General features: G+C 41.4%; 14 protein-coding genes and 1 pseudogene. 3 read left to right on the forward strand and 12 right to left on the reverse strand.

Annotated features, from left to right (window positions below; genetic code table 11):
• The 9 genes from H5162_RS07845 to H5162_RS07885 form a co-directional block, all read right to left on the reverse strand.
• Positions 1-5,279, reverse strand: a 5,279-nt coding sequence (locus H5162_RS07845) for an S-layer family protein (RefSeq protein ID WP_182778191.1), incomplete at its 3' end; no start/stop codon positions are given.
• A gap of 102 nt (positions 5,280-5,381) precedes the next feature.
• Positions 5,382-6,704, reverse strand: coding sequence for a S8 family serine peptidase (locus tag H5162_RS07850; protein ID WP_182778193.1), 1,323 nt, complete (start codon positions 6,702-6,704; stop codon positions 5,382-5,384).
• 145 nt (positions 6,705-6,849) lie between these two features.
• Positions 6,850-7,383 carry a phage tail protein gene (locus tag H5162_RS07855; RefSeq protein WP_182778195.1) on the reverse strand — a complete coding sequence of 178 codons (534 nt, stop codon included), beginning with the start codon at positions 7,381-7,383 and terminating at the stop codon, positions 6,850-6,852.
• Between the two features lie 11 nt (positions 7,384-7,394).
• Positions 7,395-7,919, reverse strand: a complete 525-nt coding sequence (locus H5162_RS07860) for a phage tail protein (protein ID WP_182731107.1) — start codon at positions 7,917-7,919, stop codon at positions 7,395-7,397.
• An 11-nt stretch (positions 7,920-7,930) separates the two neighbouring features.
• Positions 7,931-8,452, reverse strand: a complete 522-nt coding sequence (locus H5162_RS07865; protein WP_182778197.1) for a phage tail protein — start codon at positions 8,450-8,452, stop codon at positions 7,931-7,933.
• A 12-nt stretch (positions 8,453-8,464) separates the two neighbouring features.
• Positions 8,465-8,758 carry a DUF6916 family protein gene (locus tag H5162_RS07870; protein WP_223192109.1) on the reverse strand — a complete coding sequence of 98 codons (294 nt, stop codon included), beginning with the start codon at positions 8,756-8,758 and terminating at the stop codon, positions 8,465-8,467.
• Between the two features lie 120 nt (positions 8,759-8,878).
• The gene (locus tag H5162_RS07875; RefSeq protein ID WP_182731105.1) at positions 8,879-9,388 is read right to left on the reverse strand and encodes a GNAT family N-acetyltransferase; all 510 of its coding nucleotides are present in this window, start codon (positions 9,386-9,388) and stop codon (positions 8,879-8,881) included.
• A gap of 7 nt (positions 9,389-9,395) precedes the next feature.
• Positions 9,396-10,070, reverse strand: a complete 675-nt coding sequence (locus H5162_RS07880; RefSeq protein WP_182731104.1) for an aspartyl/asparaginyl beta-hydroxylase domain-containing protein — start codon at positions 10,068-10,070, stop codon at positions 9,396-9,398.
• Positions 10,071-10,621: 551 nt separating this feature from the next.
• Positions 10,622-11,677: a phytanoyl-CoA dioxygenase family protein gene (locus tag H5162_RS07885; protein WP_182778199.1), complete on the reverse strand. Its 1,056-nt coding sequence runs from the start codon at positions 11,675-11,677 to the stop codon at positions 10,622-10,624.
• 137 nt (positions 11,678-11,814) lie between these two features.
• Here H5162_RS07885 and H5162_RS07890 point away from each other — a divergent pair, with 137 nt between their 5' ends.
• The gene (locus tag H5162_RS07890) at positions 11,815-12,327 is read left to right on the forward strand and encodes a hypothetical protein (RefSeq protein WP_182778201.1); all 513 of its coding nucleotides are present in this window, start codon (positions 11,815-11,817) and stop codon (positions 12,325-12,327) included.
• 18 nt (positions 12,328-12,345) lie between these two features.
• Entirely contained in the window at positions 12,346-13,143 is a 798-nt protein-coding gene (locus H5162_RS07895; protein ID WP_145242932.1) for a hypothetical protein, read from the forward strand.
• Between the two features lie 127 nt (positions 13,144-13,270).
• Here the strand turns inward: H5162_RS07895 and H5162_RS07900 are convergent, their stop codons facing one another.
• Positions 13,271-14,023 carry a sulfite exporter TauE/SafE family protein gene (locus H5162_RS07900; protein WP_182734375.1) on the reverse strand — a complete coding sequence of 251 codons (753 nt, stop codon included), beginning with the start codon at positions 14,021-14,023 and terminating at the stop codon, positions 13,271-13,273.
• Between the two features lie 423 nt (positions 14,024-14,446).
• On the opposite strand from H5162_RS07900, the gene H5162_RS07905 reads away from it, so the two are divergent.
• Positions 14,447-14,815: a GIY-YIG nuclease family protein gene (locus H5162_RS07905; RefSeq protein WP_182778203.1), complete on the forward strand. Its 369-nt coding sequence runs from the start codon at positions 14,447-14,449 to the stop codon at positions 14,813-14,815.
• A gap of 246 nt (positions 14,816-15,061) precedes the next feature.
• Here H5162_RS07905 and H5162_RS21350 read toward each other — a convergent pair.
• Both H5162_RS21350 and H5162_RS07910 read right to left on the reverse strand, forming a co-directional pair.
• Positions 15,062-15,351, reverse strand: a pseudogene (locus H5162_RS21350) (site-specific integrase); the annotation flags it as partial.
• A gap of 20 nt (positions 15,352-15,371) precedes the next feature.
• Entirely contained in the window at positions 15,372-16,376 is a 1,005-nt protein-coding gene (locus tag H5162_RS07910; RefSeq protein ID WP_182778205.1) for a Fic family protein, read from the reverse strand.
• Positions 16,377-16,550 lie beyond the last annotated feature (174 nt).

The following is a 16,550-nucleotide window of genomic DNA, read 5'->3' on the forward strand; positions in this document are numbered from 1 at the left end:
GATTGGTTATTCGAACCATCGCTGATAGTCACACTGACACTGGCATTGGCTTCCGCCCCAGAGCCGGTGATCAATACACTGTCATCTTCTACGGCATTGATCCGGCCATCAACCTCAATCGGGGTCGTTATGGTCAAGGCATTCGGTGCTGCGTTATCTAAAATCACTGAGGTGCTGGCTGCACTGGAGGTGTTACCCGCCGCATCACTTTGTGTGGCGCTGACGGTGAGCGTGCCATCGTTAAAGCTGCTGACATCAAACTCACTACCACTGATAGTCCATGCCCCAGAGCCATCGGCCGTCACAGTCCGTGATAAGTTATTCGAACCATCGCTGATGGTCACATTAACCGTAGCGCCAGAGTCAGCGCCGCTACCTTGTATAAGCACATGCGCATCTTCCACAGCATTGATCCGACCATCTACTTCTATCGGGGTGGTAATACTCGGTGCACTCACGTTAGTATCAATGGTTATTGTAGTACTCGTTCCATTGGTAATATTTCCAGCAGAGTCCGTCGCGCGTGCCACAATCGTATGCGAGCCACTCGTCATTGCTGAGCCTACGGTGATACTCCACACCCCACCACTAACAACAGTACTGCCTATTGAGCCATCAACACTTGAAATAAGAGTTATAGTGTCGCCTGTGGTGCCTGTACCGGTAAAAGTGGGTGTTGTATTATTGGTTATATTATCTGTACTCGAAGAGCCACTATCACTGGCTGCAGTTAGATCGGCTGCACTTGGTGCGCTCGGCGCGGTTGTGTCAATTGTCACTGTAAGTGCGCTTGAGCTACTACTTACATTACTTGCTGAGTCTGTTGCTTTTGCTGAAATAGCATGGTCTAAACCGGCAGTTAAAGTGCTAGTGGTAATTTGCCAATTGCCATCGGTCGCTATGCCAGACCCGATTACAGTTGCTCCAGCACCAACTTGGTCGCTGTAAAGACTAACTGTTGAACCGCTCTCAGCAGTGCCACTAAATGTTGGCGTGGTATCGTTGGTAATATTATCCGTAGTAGATAACCCTGAATCAGCAGCCGCATTTAAATCAGGGGTAGATGGCGCACTTGGCGCAACATTATCATTTACCGTTATAGTAAACGCTTTTTGAAAAGTTGTTGTTGCATCGTTACTTTGTACGCACACAATGTAACTTCCTGCACTAAGTGCAGCTTGCGTCTGAATTAAGGTGCCACTGATCTGAAAACTGCTATTGTTTGTGTCAGCGCTACATGTACCGTTTACACTTGCGCCTGAGCTTACAAACGTATAACTATGACTGTCGGTGGTATCTACATCTGAGGTAGTGAGCGCCCCTATATTAGCACCAGGTCCAGTTGATGATTGATTTATACTTGCCGATGAAAGTGAAATATCCGTTGGGGCATCATTTTGCCCAGTAATATTCACTATCGCTTGATTTGTACCCGCGCTGTTTGCTATCCCATCATTAAAGACATAATCCAAAGTCACTGATGATGATGGAGATTCGGAACTATTTTGATAGGTAATGCTTTGTAAAACTGAGTCAACAATTGCAGATGTAGCATTAGCATTAAAGGTCAGTACCAAGGTACCTGAGGAGTTAGTCGTTACCGTTCCGACTGTGGTCGAATTATAAGTAAACGTATTGCCCTCAATTAGCGCGCCCAATAAGTTATTGTTCGCAAAAACATCTTCAGTACTTGCCCCACCGTTTCGACTAATAGTTAAACTGGCATTATTATAATTACCAATTGCGCCATTAAGGGCATCGAGCTCAGTATCAGCGATAGTCACATCAGAGTCGATAACAATTGCAGAGCCATTTTCAGTAAAGGTTGCACCGCCATTCAAACCACTAAATACGGGGGCGCTATTTGGCTCAACAAAAGTTATTATGGTATCGCTACCACTTTCAGCAACGCTAAAAGCTAAACTTGAGCCTGGTGAATTACTTAATGAGAGCGTAAGCTCAGAAATATTAAAATCGGTGGCATCTGTATCAACTTCTAATGTGCTAGTGCCATTAAATCGCACATTTGCACTTGAAAGCCCTGTCACGCCAGTAATCGTTAAGGTATCACCTACGGCTAGATCGGTGATGGTATCCCCTGATAATTGTGATGCACTGCCGACAAAATTATCGTTACCTGCATTGCCGGTCATCGAATCAGTACCACCGCCAGGGCGGATGGTATCTGCGCCGCTACCGCCAACGATAGTATCATCGCCATTAAAATTGCTGGCTGTAATTGTCAATATGTCACTGGCAAAGGCTGAAGCATTTATTGATAGGGCTGCTGTAATTTCACCGCCACTCGCATTTGACACTGATACTGCTTGACCATTGGTATTAAAGTTGTCAGTCAAGGTTATCGTGGCATTATTGTCAGTTCCTATTGCCACGCCTTCAACAGCAGACACTGAGGTACTGGTAAAATCAAACACCCCACCATCCATCAGTTTCAGTGTTTCAGTCCCCGCACTACCCGTTATAGCAGTGCTAAAATTACCAATATTAGCGGCATCAATAGCCACTGTTGCGCCACTAGCTAACGAAAGAGTGCCTATATTTAAAAATCCACCGCCGCTAATGTCTGCACCATCAGTTACTTGTACTTGGTCGGCAACACTATTCTCGCCAATTAACGTGCCCGTGTATGCACTGTTACCAATTGCAAAAATTATGGCGTCGGTTGATGAACCAGCCGTAACATTAGTGGTCCCTGTTGATACGGTGATTGTTCTGGTATTTGTACTGTCATCAGCTACATCGTAGCTTTCAATACCAGTTAAGGTTGTGAAATCACCATCACCGGTGATAGTAATCGTTTCTGAACCTGGCGCTGTTATGGTGCCCGTAAAACTACTATGCTGGCTGGCCGTCATCGATACTGACGCACCCGAAGCAAGTGTTAAATTAGTCACATTACTAATCGTGGCATTACTAATGTTTGCGCCGCTACTCATAGACAATGTATCAGCAACACTATTTTCGCCGGTAATTGTTCCCGTATAAGCTAGTGTGCCAATATCAAACGTAATGGCATCAGTTACGGAGCTAGCTGTTACTGAGTGCCCCGCGGCACTAATAGATACTGTACGCGCGTTCGTGCTATCGTCATTTAATGTGTAGCTTTCAATTGCTGATACTGTAGCGAAATTACCATCACCTAAAATATCTAGCGTCTCATTACCACTGCCTGAGACAGTGCCTGAGAACAATGCGAGCTGCGATGCAGCAATACTTGCTGAACCGCCACTTGCTACCGTCAAGTTTTCAAAGCCGCTAATCGTGGCACCAGAAATACTGCCACCACTACCAATAGATAACGTATCAGTGCCGGTGTTGCCCGCTAAAATACCGGTTGCGCTAACTGAGCCAATATTGAGAGTATCGTCGCCGGTGCTACCAGTAAAATTTTGCCCCGCAGCGCTAAGGGTGAATGCATTTGGTGCAGATAAAACATACGTTTCAATCGCACTGTTGCCTGTTAGTCCATCCGTTGCTGAGCTAATAGTTATCGTCTCTGCGCCTGGAGCTGTAAACGTTGTAAAACTATCGTGCTGTGCTTCAGTCATGGTCACACTAGCACCACTGGCAAGTGTTAATGATTCAAAGGCAGATATTGTTGCACCACTAAGATCAGCACCAGTACCAGCCTGTAATATATCGGTACCCGCAGCGCCGTTCAATGTACCAGTTACCGTGAAGGTATTAATATTAACGGTGTCATCTGCGCTGCTGCCAGTTACATTTTGCGCTGCGCTACCAAGCGTAAAGGTCATTGCTGCGCCAAGCACATAAGCTTCAATATCCGCATCACCCGTTAGCGTTTGATCGCCATTGGCACTAGCGATAGTAAATTGATTTGTACCATTACCATTTATGGTAGTGAAACTGTCATGCTGCGTTTCACTTAATGTCAATGAACCATTGTTATAGGGCGTTAAGGTTTCAAAACCCGTTAAGCTTGTGAACCCAGTTAAGTCTACATCCGACACTACAGACAGTGTATCAGTGCCGCCACCGCCATCGGCTGTTGACCCAATTACGTGGCTAGTATTAGCAATTGTGAGTGTTTCATTCTCGCTAGTAAAAGTAATGCCTGGAGATAAATTTGTGCCGTTTAAGGTACTAAATCCAGCTGCGGTAGAACTCGCTGAAGTAATATTAGCAACCGAAATAGTCGCTGTACGACTTACACTATTTACAGTGCCATCATTAATAACCACCGTCACCGTTCTAGCAGTTTCATCGGGCATATTTGAAGTATTATCGTAAGTGATATTCTGCAAAAAGGTGGCCACTTCAGCGGCTGATGCTGTTGCACCGGTGATTGAGATGGTATCTTGCAGAGTAATGTCTGAGGCACCGGATATACCACCAAGTGCATTTTGCGCAGCCGCCGATACACTCAGCCCTTCTGACGCGCCATTTTGATCGTTGGTTAATGCAACGGTTATTGTTGTTATTGTATCGCCATCACTATCAGCGGCACTAGCATCGGGCGCAATATTTACAGCCCCACTGCCTTCAGAAAATGAAGCACTACTATTATCGCTGCCACTGGTTGAATCTAAATCAACAAGTGGTGCCTCATTTACGTTTGTTACCGTGATATAAACACTTTGATCAGCGGTGTTAACAGTATCATCGGCAGTAACCGTAATATTGTAAATATTGTCGCCGCCGTTGTCTCCCGGCGATTCATAGTCCGGTGCAGTCTTAAACGTGATGACACCAGAGCTTGAGTTAATAGTGAACTGCGAAGCGTCTGTACCAGATAAAGTGTAAGTGATCCCTACGTCATTGCTACCGCCATCACCATTGTCAGCATTAACATCCAGCACTGTGCCCGTGCCATTTTCTGCAAAGTTAGTAGATGGGTTGCTGTTAAAGGATGGATCATTATTACTAGGTGTTCCAGGATCCCAAACACAAAAACCTATGTACAGATCACATGCCGTCTCGGTACCAAATTGACTACAATACGTATTTGCGGGGTTTCCATCAGCAGGTACACATTGCAGAAATTCCAGCCGCCCCCAATTTGGATCGCGCGTGACCGTAATGGCTTTGCTAGTCAACCTTGACTGCACGTACTCTAGCGCTTGCTGATTAACAGCTGTATGAGCCGCCCCGCCCTGTAATGTCTCTGCATTTGCTAGCGTTGATGAAGCCACCGCCATAGGCAACTGAATAGCAGCACTGCATAGCAATGCGGCCTTAATATGGGTTTGTAGTTTACTGTACGTAAATACCATTGCGCTGTTATGTTCTGCATCCATAGTTTTATCCACATTTTATACCCAGAAGCTCACTTCCAAGGTAGGAACGACCTTTATCCAAATTGTTGTGTTATAAGTAGCTAACACAGCCGTTTAATTACTTTACTTACTCTGGTTGTCCAACGCTAAACCAGACACTTGAGCCAGCTTTTGTTTGACTTTACTTGCCGTTAGTTCGGGTTCAGCGGCCAACAGCAGTGCAATCATGCCCGTGCAATATGCCGCTGCGTAAGAAGTACCACCAAAACCACTGTATGCATTATTTCTTGCGATACCCCTAGCACTGTAACCTGGCATCCAAGCACTAACCGATTTACCAAAGTCGCTAAAACTTGCCGGCATACCGCTGCTATTTATTGCGCCCACCACCACCGCAGACGAAATACTCGCCTCTGTACTATTTGCTTTAATCATCTTCCCGCTGTTTCCAGCGGCTAATACCACTAAGGTTCCTTTACCGCCTCGGCCGGTTTGTGCTAGGCCATCAATGGCATCTTTTATTGGTTCTAATAGCAACTGCGTTTGCCAACTCATGTTAACAATGTCGGCTTGCGCCAGTTGCGCGATATGTAACGACTCCAATGTATGGCTTGTCCAGCTTCTTGTTTGCCTTATTGCAATAAGCCCGGCGTCGATTGCAAGGCCAGCCATTTCAGCTGGCAGCAAGTTGGTTGCGCTTGCAAAGATCACTCCGACTACCTTAGTACCATGTTTATCAAAGCGGCTTTGCGGCTGTACGTCCTTGACTCGTCTTTCAATATCGTAGGTGAGTAATACCTTAGTTTTACCTAAGGCCTCATGTTTTAAATCAAAGCCATCATCGATAACAACGATTGTTACTCCCTCGCCTTGAGTCGATTGTTGTAGTTGTTTTTGCCATTTCTCTAACTGAAATAAACGAAAAGGTAAGCTTTTCATAGAATCTGATTGCGACAAGGTTTTTGTTAACCATTGCGCAGCGTTATGATTTTCAACTTCGAGCTTACTTTTTATTTGTAAAATATCTGGTTGAGCATATATTACCCCCTCCAAAACACTGGCAATCGCTAGTGCATCAGTCAAGCGCTTTACAGACGCGTCTTTTAGCGATACCACCATAAACTCGTGCTCTGCAAAGGGCCCAAAGGTGGCTAGCTGACCCACCTCTATTTTTTGTTTTAAGGCGTTTGTAACGCCACCGCCCATCCCAGCCTTTATTTTTATGATTATTCTGTTACTCAGCTCTACCAATTGTTCTGAATTAGCAAACTTATACACACTCTTAGGTTCAGCGCTGCTCTGTTCAAGCTTTATCTTGTTGCCAAAATTAACAAACTCAATTCCCTGTGCATTCGTCGTACCAATAGATAAAACAACAAATATAAAGCACAGCACCAGCTTTAACTTTATTAGATAAAAAAGCTGACAAACTTCTTTTTTACACATTGGTTACCACTCTTACAAACACCACAATAAGTTACTAATTTAAAAGCTATAATGACACTCAATTACCACCATAAAATATAAGTATTAGTAAGGATCAGCACCAACAACAAGCCAATCTCTTACCAATTCTTTGCGTCTTACGAAGCTAGTTCCTTGGTGGAAATGTACCATCTAGTGCCAATGCAAACTGAATCGCCAAAAATGGCTGGCGGTTTTCATGTCCAGCATTTGCCATGCCATTGGTACCAAGCGCAGCATAATCCATCGCTATCTGCTCTTGCGCATTAGGAGCGTTATCATAAATAGTACCAGTTGCAGACTGAGCGAGTAGATTCCCCTGCCCCGTACCAACCGTTCCGCCTAATGAAGTCGTACCATTAAAAGTATGGGTATGAGCAGGTAAGTTCGACTCATGTAACACAACTTCATTTGCGCCTTGCTTTTCAGTTAACATATTTGGTGTCAGGCCTGGACTTGTCCCCGTCCCCATCGGAACTCTACATTGTAAATTTGGTACCCCCATGGTGGTGCGACAATCACCGCCAAAGTTACAGCCTATTACCGCAAAAAGTGCTGAATTTTGCGATATAGGTAGTAGCTGTCCTTCACAACTGGTCCACCACTCTGGTGTAAAATTGCATACAAACATTCGAACTTCACCTAAAAAACAATCAGCCATTATTCTTCTCCTTAATTTCTAGGTGGATATATGCCATTTAGACATATGATAAAATTAACCCCAAGGCTAGGCATTTTGTTTTCATGAGCATGATTGCTTCCCGCAGAGGCAATAATGCCGTTATACATAGCTGAAGGGCCATCATTGTGCTGGGCCGTTGCTGGTTCACAGTAAATATCAGCTTTACCCAACACTTGCCCAGCAGGGTTTGTACCCGTAGCGGCGTTGTTACTTACCTGAAAATTATGGCTATGCGATGGTATTTGACTGATATCTAAGGTGACCGTTTCTACCCCTTTCATTGTTCCTATCTGTGTTGGCGTTAATCCGGGACCACTGCCGAACCCCATAGGTAACCGACCTCGCATATCAGGAAACCCAAAACTACTTCTACCATCTCCACCATAAGTATTCCCAAGCAAAGAGAATAACGCTTCATTCCCTGGAATTGCGGTGATCTGTCCGTAGCAAAACGCCCATTTAAACGGCGAGTAATTGCCGGCAAACATCGTTATCTGTCCAATAAACCCTTCCATTTACGACCTCCTTAGTTTCGGCTCGGATAAATGCCAGTGAGTGCAATGGCAAAGTTAAGAGATAAGCTAGGTTGCATATTATTGTGGCTCTGACCGCCGCCAATGCTTGATACCGTGGAGTCTGAGGTATTTACCAAACTTGTAGCTGCGGCATATATAGGCTCTGCCGTCTGCGTCGCCATTTGGTTTGGTCCCGGAATATTAGCAAGTGGAGAGTTAGCCGTTTTCGTACTTGCTTGCACGTCGTGGGTATGAGTGATATTTGCTAAGGTTAACGTTACGTTTTCAGCGCCACCAGCATTGCCTCTATCGTAACTAGCGCTTCCTAAGTCACCAAGCCCCACTGGCACTCTGCCACGAAAGTCTGGTAAACCAAAGGTTGTTCTACCATCACCACCATACGCGGTGCCGGTGAGAGAATAAAGCGCTGGATTTTGGCTAATTTGAATTAGCTGACCGTTACATAAAGACCAATTTTTAGGTGCCCAATTGTAGCCATAGAGGGTAACCTGTCCAATATAGGGTTCTGACATTATTAAACTCCTTTATGCTTCTTTTTTTATGCTGATAATTATTTGATACTTATCTTTTTCGTATGCAGATAAAAACAGTGGCATTTCACCCAACTTTTGATGCTTTAATGTATACGTATCATCAGTAAGCGGAAAATTTGATTTGGCGGTTAACGTTACAGAAAATCCTTCGAATTCATTACTGTTTAGCTTGCACTCATCAATAGCATCAACTTGCAACTCGTTTAGCTTATGCTTGCCATCGGCCGTAAAAACTTCAACATCCTGACCGATTAAGTCTTCAAATAAACTACTAGTTAGTTTCACAACACTTGCTCCTTTGCTCATTAAGTTAGACTCGCTCTTGTTAGCTAAAAAAACAGTTATTCCTACCAATGATCAAGCGAGGCGCTTTATTACCTTTCGTTTATTACCCCTCTTTTTAAATTAACCTAAAGCTATATTCCTAAAAGCTGGCGGATACCAAATTAGTAACTCATAAGGAGCCTTAATTGATTCAATTTTAAAGCCTAACTTTTGATATAAACGCTTTGCAGCAAAATTATGTTGCTCAACGGTCAGTGTTAAAGGTGCACCAGATTGTAATGCGGCACTTTGAAACGATTGAATTATCGCTGAGCCAAAACCATGCCCTCTCGCACTTGGTAAAAAGCCAATATCGACGATACGAATTTCATTTGGGCCAAAATCAATGGTTGCCTTACCGATTGCTTCATGATGTTTTTCAATAATAAAGTACATTGCATTGGGGAACTTATCTCCATACCCTTGGGTTTGAGCTTTAAACTGCATTTCCACAATTGACTCTACAAAATCTTTTTCGCCATCAATTAACTGTAAGTCTTGTCGCATTAAACTATGCAGCTTTTCTAAAAAAGGCTTATCGTTTGCATTTGACGGTCTTATATTTAAGCCCTTAGGAATATTAAGTTTCATTACCTCTTTAGCTCCTTAGCTTACTTTTTTTACTACAATATGTTTTTTCTTTAGAGTTCATAATTAAATCCAACAACCACTCATTAACATTACAGTCTATGACAAGGTTGATTCTTGGTGTATCACCAGTATTTATTACAGAATGTTCCGCATCGGCATTTATATACCAACAGCTGCTCTGACTTATTGGAACTTTTAAATCATCCACTAAAAATTCAACATGTTCAGATGTCTCTAAAGAAATATGAATACGTGCCTGGGCTGATAGCTCAATACTCAATCCAAGGTCTCGGTGGGGTTTAATCAAAGAGTTGGGGGAAAGGCGCATAAGCCGTGCAGATAAAATATTACATTTAAATTCTGACAATAACTCACTAATAGAAGGTAAATATTGAAGGTGATCGCCATCAATAAAACTTGAGCTAGACTCAATTGCGAAAGATTGCAGAATCACATGCTTATCAGCATGTTCAACAGGCACTCTTAAAGGCAATACATCCCAATCGCCCTGATAACACTGGGTATTAACATGTCTAACCCATTCTAATTTTTTTGCTACAAGCAAATCGGCAGACATCTTTTTTACATTATAAAAAATTTCAAGCTTGGCAAACGAAATGACTGGAGAGACTATATTCTCACCAGCATTAACAACTTCAGGAATAAGTATGTCATCATTCATTATTTGTTCTCAAACGAAGAGAATGAATGAGCAAGTATTTAATCTTAAAACAAAGTGTATACAGGATGGGGGTGAAATCGATTTCTGTATGTATATTGTTGCGGTATGTTGAGCTACTTTCACTCACTATAACGGCTTTAGCACATGACTCTAATTGCATTTTAAGTAAAGACTTTAAATAACAAATTATTGGTTTTGCGCGCCGTAAACGCTTTGTAAGCTGTGAACTTTGTGCTTCCATACTGAAGTATTCCTTTGATATCCAATTATCGCGCTAAATTCTATTAGGGAATTAATGCTACATTCAGTTAAGAGCTTAGTTTAAAAGCTATAGGGTACAACTTTAATTTTCATTTATTTTATATAGCTTTAATTTATTTGACTTATATCAAACATCATAAAAAACCATAAAAAAAATAAAAGGCTTAGTAAATGCAGCTTAATTTAAATTATCTTGAGCATGGCACAGGAGTGTTATAAAAAACATTACACGTTATTACATGGCATCATTTTTATTCTTATAAATAACTGCAGGCTTGATTTGCTTAGCTTTATAATGAGCTAATATTTATATATTGCACAATTCGAGGACTATTCGTCCTATTTGGACAACTACCATGCGGCAGTGTATGTTGCCAAACAATTAAACTGCCCGCTTTTGCAGGCAAAGGCGTACTGTGCCATTGTTGGCAATTAAAATGATGTGGATTGGTGTTTTTAGGTAAGCTAGCAAGCCAGCCGTCTATTTTTTTATGAAAACCAGGAACACAACTAAACGCACCTTGATCAGCGGTAACGTCAGTAAGGTACAGTAACCCTTGCGTTGCAAAGGTGAGCGGTTTATTAAAATCAATATCCCAGTGCAGATTTGGCCCGGGAAACTGCCAACTCAATGTCTCTGGCGGGTTAAAACCAACCCTATCAGTACTTACAGTTAAATTACTTTTACCCCACAGTTGCTCAAAAACATCCCGCACCTGAGGCTGCTTCCGAATAGCTTGCATTGTTATATCATTAAAAATTTGTACCATAACTCCTTGTTTAAGATCATGATTTCGGTACCATGAAGCAGGATTGTGTTTATCCATATTCAAACGTTCATAAATCATATTACAAACGTTTTCACATAGCGTTTTTTCCACCAACTCAGGAATAATAACGTAACCATTATCATCCCAGCTTTGCCACTGCTGTGACGTTAAAACATAATGACGAGGCTGATTTAGTAATATTTTTTGTTGTTTTGGGTCTTTTTGCTGAAAAAATGCTGCTACCTTTTCATTTAACTTACTTTTAACTGTATTTGAAATAGCTATGCCATAACGCTGTTCTACCCAGTTTTCGAACGTTAAAAAACTATCCGATGAAAAAATGAATTCTATCGTCGGTGTGAGCCCTAAGCCTAAAGTATCCATGATCATGACATCAAGCGACCATTCGCCTTCTATTATTTTTTTATCCGCACAGCCTTGTTTTTGTAATTGCGCTTTGTGCCACATTCGTTTTAATTGAAATAAACCTAAACGCCCAGTTTCTTTATAACAAGGTAGTATGCTCTGCGCTGTTTTTTTCAGATGAGGTACTTTTACTCTCAATTCATTTTGCATAATAACTCCCTTTTCGCGCCTGATTTTAGGCAAGCAAAACACCTTAAATTGATTTATTAACGCTAACTAAACTTAGTTAAAATAGAGTGCTATATTACTGTAAGCAACAATTGTAATTGCTAAATACAGGGAGTGGTATGAACATTGAGATTGAAAAAATTCTCGCCTTTGTTACTAATATTGGTATAAAGCACAGGTATCAAACCTTAGACGAAAAAACCTTTTTACCCGGCCTTAAGCTAGAAAAAGGCGTTTTATTGCTTGATTTTGTCAATGGGTTCTATCCTGGTGATATCCTTCATGAGGCTGGGCATATTGCAGTAACCTCAGAGACAAACAGAACCTGTTTAACCGGCGATATGAAAAACCATGATCACCAAGCCGCTGAAGAAATGACCGCGATTGCATGGTCATGGGCCGCAGCCTGTTACTTAAATATTGCACCCGATGTTTTATTTCATCAACACGGTTATAAAGGCAGTTCAGCTAGCTTAATAACCGTTTTTAGCAATAATACTGGCTTTGGCTATCCGCTGTTGTATTCATGGTTTATGTGCGAACAACCTGATCACCCCAACGGTTATCCAAACATGTTAAGGTGGCTTAGAGATGACGCCTACACACAAGCTCAACTAAAAAAATTACAATAAATACGATAAGGAACATACGTGCTTGATAATAACTTTTCCTCAGAGCAGCTTACTTTACTATGTGCTGACTTAGCTCAACTAAGATTAATAGCCGATTTAACACTTGCGCCTACTATGCCTTACTTTGCTGAAAAACCTTATCCAATTGGCCGCTGTAGAGAAATAAGAGACGAGGTATTTACATTACTACAAGCACAACTGCCGCACACAAACAAACCTGGGCTTAGCTTATTAAAAGGTCTTATTGCACAGGGCAATCCTTTACAAAAAGCATGGGGTTCACTGCGGGATGAGTATTTTCAAAACGCATTTATTATTGGTCCTTGGTATATTGATGTTTCTAACGACACCGTGAATGCCAATAAACCCAGAGTAGAGATTTTGCCTTTAGCGACATCAAACTTTACCCCAATTAAAGATTTTACTCAGTTTGTAAAAATAGCCCGTAACTATTGGAAAGTTGAGGTGTATAGAAATGATGTATGCCCAGCACTTGCGCCTTATATGCCACTTTTATGCGTTGGCGATAACGGTACTAGCTGGCTAGGAGCTGCAAACGACGACATGCTAAACATCGCAATAAACAGCCAATTTACCCAATCAAAAGCAATATTAAAAGTTCTGCCAAGCCCACCAAAAGAAATAATACAGCGCTGGCAATCGCTGTTATTAAACTTCACTCACGACCCTTTATTGATAACAAAAGGAGATGCAATCATCTTTTGTGATGAATACAGTAAAAAGTTACAGCACCCCGATCTAGCACACAGGGATGCCGCTGTGATTGCCTATTCATCGTTACCAAAGTCAGTGTGATTTAGAATATCAGTGCAACACTCATTGTAATGATGTGTAATAGAAAAGCCTGCCCTTGTCCCTGTACTCCTTAGAATTTATAAAGCGCTATGACACCTAGACTTATAGCGCTTTAACAAATTGTTAGCTAAAACGCTTGTAACCCCTGCCATGCCAATTGCAGCGCAAGTAAGGTTAAAACAACCCGAAAAATACGTTTAAACTTAGCCGCAGAAATCCGCTGTAATAACTGTAAACCAAGCCACGTGCCAAGCGCACCACTGATGATCATTGCCGCAACTAAAGGCAACCACTGCCAAAACGAAAAACCTACAAAGCCATACAAAATAGCTTTAAAAGTATGTTGCACACTCATACAAGCGGAAAAAGTAGCGGTATATCTTAGCTTTTCATAATTATTAACATACAAACAACTGCCCACTAACGGGCCACTTGCGCCAACAAACATCGATAAAAATGTTGTCACAGCACCAGCTGTACTGCGCCATAAAGCTGAGGTTTCACGCAACTTTGGCGTCACTCCCCATAATAAATAAAGTACAAACCCTGCCACGACAATTTTCATCAATTCAAGTGGAATACGGGTCACAATAGACGACGCAGCAAACGCACCAATAAGCCCACCGAGTGAAAAGTACGCAAACATACTTTTATCAAGGTGTTTAAAAGTCAGCATAAACCTATTGGCATTTGAGCCCAGCTGCACTAACCCATGCACCGGAATAACAATACTCATAGGCAATAACGACGCCATCACCACCAACAACATCAACCCGCCACCAGCACCAAAAGCCGCCGAAATCATCGACGTTACAGCCGATAATATAATAAGCCCAATCACGCTGAGCGGCGTTAATAAATCGCCAGCTAAAAATTCCATGTAACACAACTTTGCAATACAACAACATGCTAGCAAAGTTACCATGAGACAAAACAAGTTACGAGTACCTAAAGAGCTAACACCTATCACCATTTGAATACATAACAGCTTTATAGCAGGCATAAAAAAACGATATTGGTGAAGCTGTGGGAACACCTCGCTCGAAAAGCCTCGATTGTTACAGGCTACCAACAAAAACAACAAGTTATATTATATTCAAAAAGTTAGCATTTCGTGTAATTTCACTGACTGTTATGTTATTTTATGAGTTTGGGTATTATGTGGGCATAGTTAAGTCAAACAATATATACAATTAAATAATCAAACTATAATTATTTAACTACGACAATGTTTCATTGTCATGGTTTGGCAAATAACGCAAAAAGCCATTCCGACCATTGTGTGTTAGACAGGGAGCGAATTATGGACACTAATCGTGGCACAAATATATATTTATACGTTTTAAAGTTGCAAAACTCTAAACTCTACGTTGGGCAATCTATAGACCCCGAAAAGCGTATTAAAGCGCATTTTAAAGGTAAGGGGTCCGCATGGACTAAGATATTTCCTCCCACAGAAATTATCAAACAATGGGACAGCACGTTTACAGACTGGAAACAAGCAGAAGTCGAAGAAAACCGAATTACACTCACCCTAATGCAAAAGTTTGGGTGGAAGAATGTTCGAGGTGGTTATTGGTCAAATACTGACGAAAATGCTACGTTTAAAGGGCTAAAAAAACATATCTCTTTAATAAGGAAATTTGGTTTAAATATAAATGAAGTTGCCTAACCCCCCAAGTAGATGCCCAAACTTACCCTGTTAATTCCTTACGAGCCGTCTCTATCAATTTGACTTTTCAGTTCTGGCTCACAGTTTAACTTTATTAATTCGTAGTTTTCTTCAAATGCTGATGACAAAAGTGCTTCATCATCGATGTCATCGTTTATTTTAATATCCCATTTGAGTTATTAGCTTTGCTCATAAATTAATGCCTAAAAAATAATAATTATTATAACTAACCTACTGATGACAGTTTTAAAATATTTTCGGCCCTAACTTAATAGCATCTTCTAAATGACTTGGTGCAAAGTGTCTGCTGTAGTACCAAAATATTACCTCCGTTCATCATAAAATGACTTGCGAAAGTATGCGGTAGAACATGGCTACACTGCCCTTTTGGTAAGTTAATTTACCGCCCTTTCAAACGCCTTTCTGCAATCTGCAAATAGTGGCCCTGATTTTTTAGGGATCTCATTAAACAGCTTTTCACTAATTGGTACTGTGCGGTTCTTTTTACCCTTGCTATTAATGAAGGTGATTCGGTAGCTATCGCCACGCTTAAAATCTACTTTAGAGAATCATGAACTTGCCAATACCCCGTTTTTTTAGCGCCAATTCGTCTAATCAACCCTGCTTCTTTTAGAATTTTAATGCGCCTTTCAATTGTTCTTACTGATTTACTAAGCTCATCTGACAATTGCATATGTGTAATATGCGTATTGTTAGTTATTAGCTTAATAATTTTCTTGTCTAGAGCTGTGAGTTTTAAACCGTCATTTAAACCGTCATTTAAACCGTCATTTAATGGAGTGTTATTCGCTTCTAAGATTGCGTCATAAATCATCTGCAGCATAAACTCTATAAAAGGAGCGCTATCGGTTTGGTGAGTACTTTGGCGAATCGCTAAATAGTAATTATCTTGATGTTGATACACCATGCTTTCTACAGGAATATTCACAAACACCTCATGCCACTTAGACAAAATTAGTGTTTGCCATAAACGCCCCATTCGCCCGTTACCATCAGAAAAGGGATGAATAAACTCAAATTCATAATGAAATACACAACTGGCAATAAGAGGATGAACATCGCAATTGGCTAACCAATCAAGTAACTCTGCCATTAACTTTGCTACGCGATCAGCTTGGGGTGCCATGTGTACAACTTGCTCACCGGACATCACCCCTACGCCTTCTTGACGATACATACCTGCGTCTTTGACTAAACCTTTCATCATCAACAGATGTGCTACTAGTAGGTGTTTACTATTTGCTGGTTGCCATTGAGCAAGTGCATCGTAGGTACTGATTGCATTATGTGCTTCTTGTACTTCTTTAGGTGGTGCAATTATTCGTTTGCCATCGAGTATCGCGGTAATTTGCTGTTGTGTTAAGGTGCTGCCTTCAATTGCCAGTGACCCCTGTACAGTGCGCATACGATTAACTTTACGCAACCGCAGCAGTTTCTCTTGCTCTTGTTGTATGGTTAACCTTCCTATTTGCTCACTAATCTGCGCAACTAGGGTCAGTATTTTGTTGCTGAGGGTAAAAGGCGGTGTGTATTTAGGCATTATTTATATTCATTACTTAGGTAGTTAAATTGACCTGCGGTTATTAAAATAGCACTTTAAAACTTTATTTGTACAGAAAACCCGCTGTTTTATATAAATGAAATCCATAAAAAAACCCACCAACCTGATTGCTCAAATTGGTGGGTTTTTTAGGGTTTTTAAATCAACGAATTT

The organism is Pseudoalteromonas sp. SR41-8 (assembly GCF_014163915.1).
GTDB lineage: Bacteria > Pseudomonadota > Gammaproteobacteria > Enterobacterales > Alteromonadaceae > Pseudoalteromonas > Pseudoalteromonas rhizosphaerae.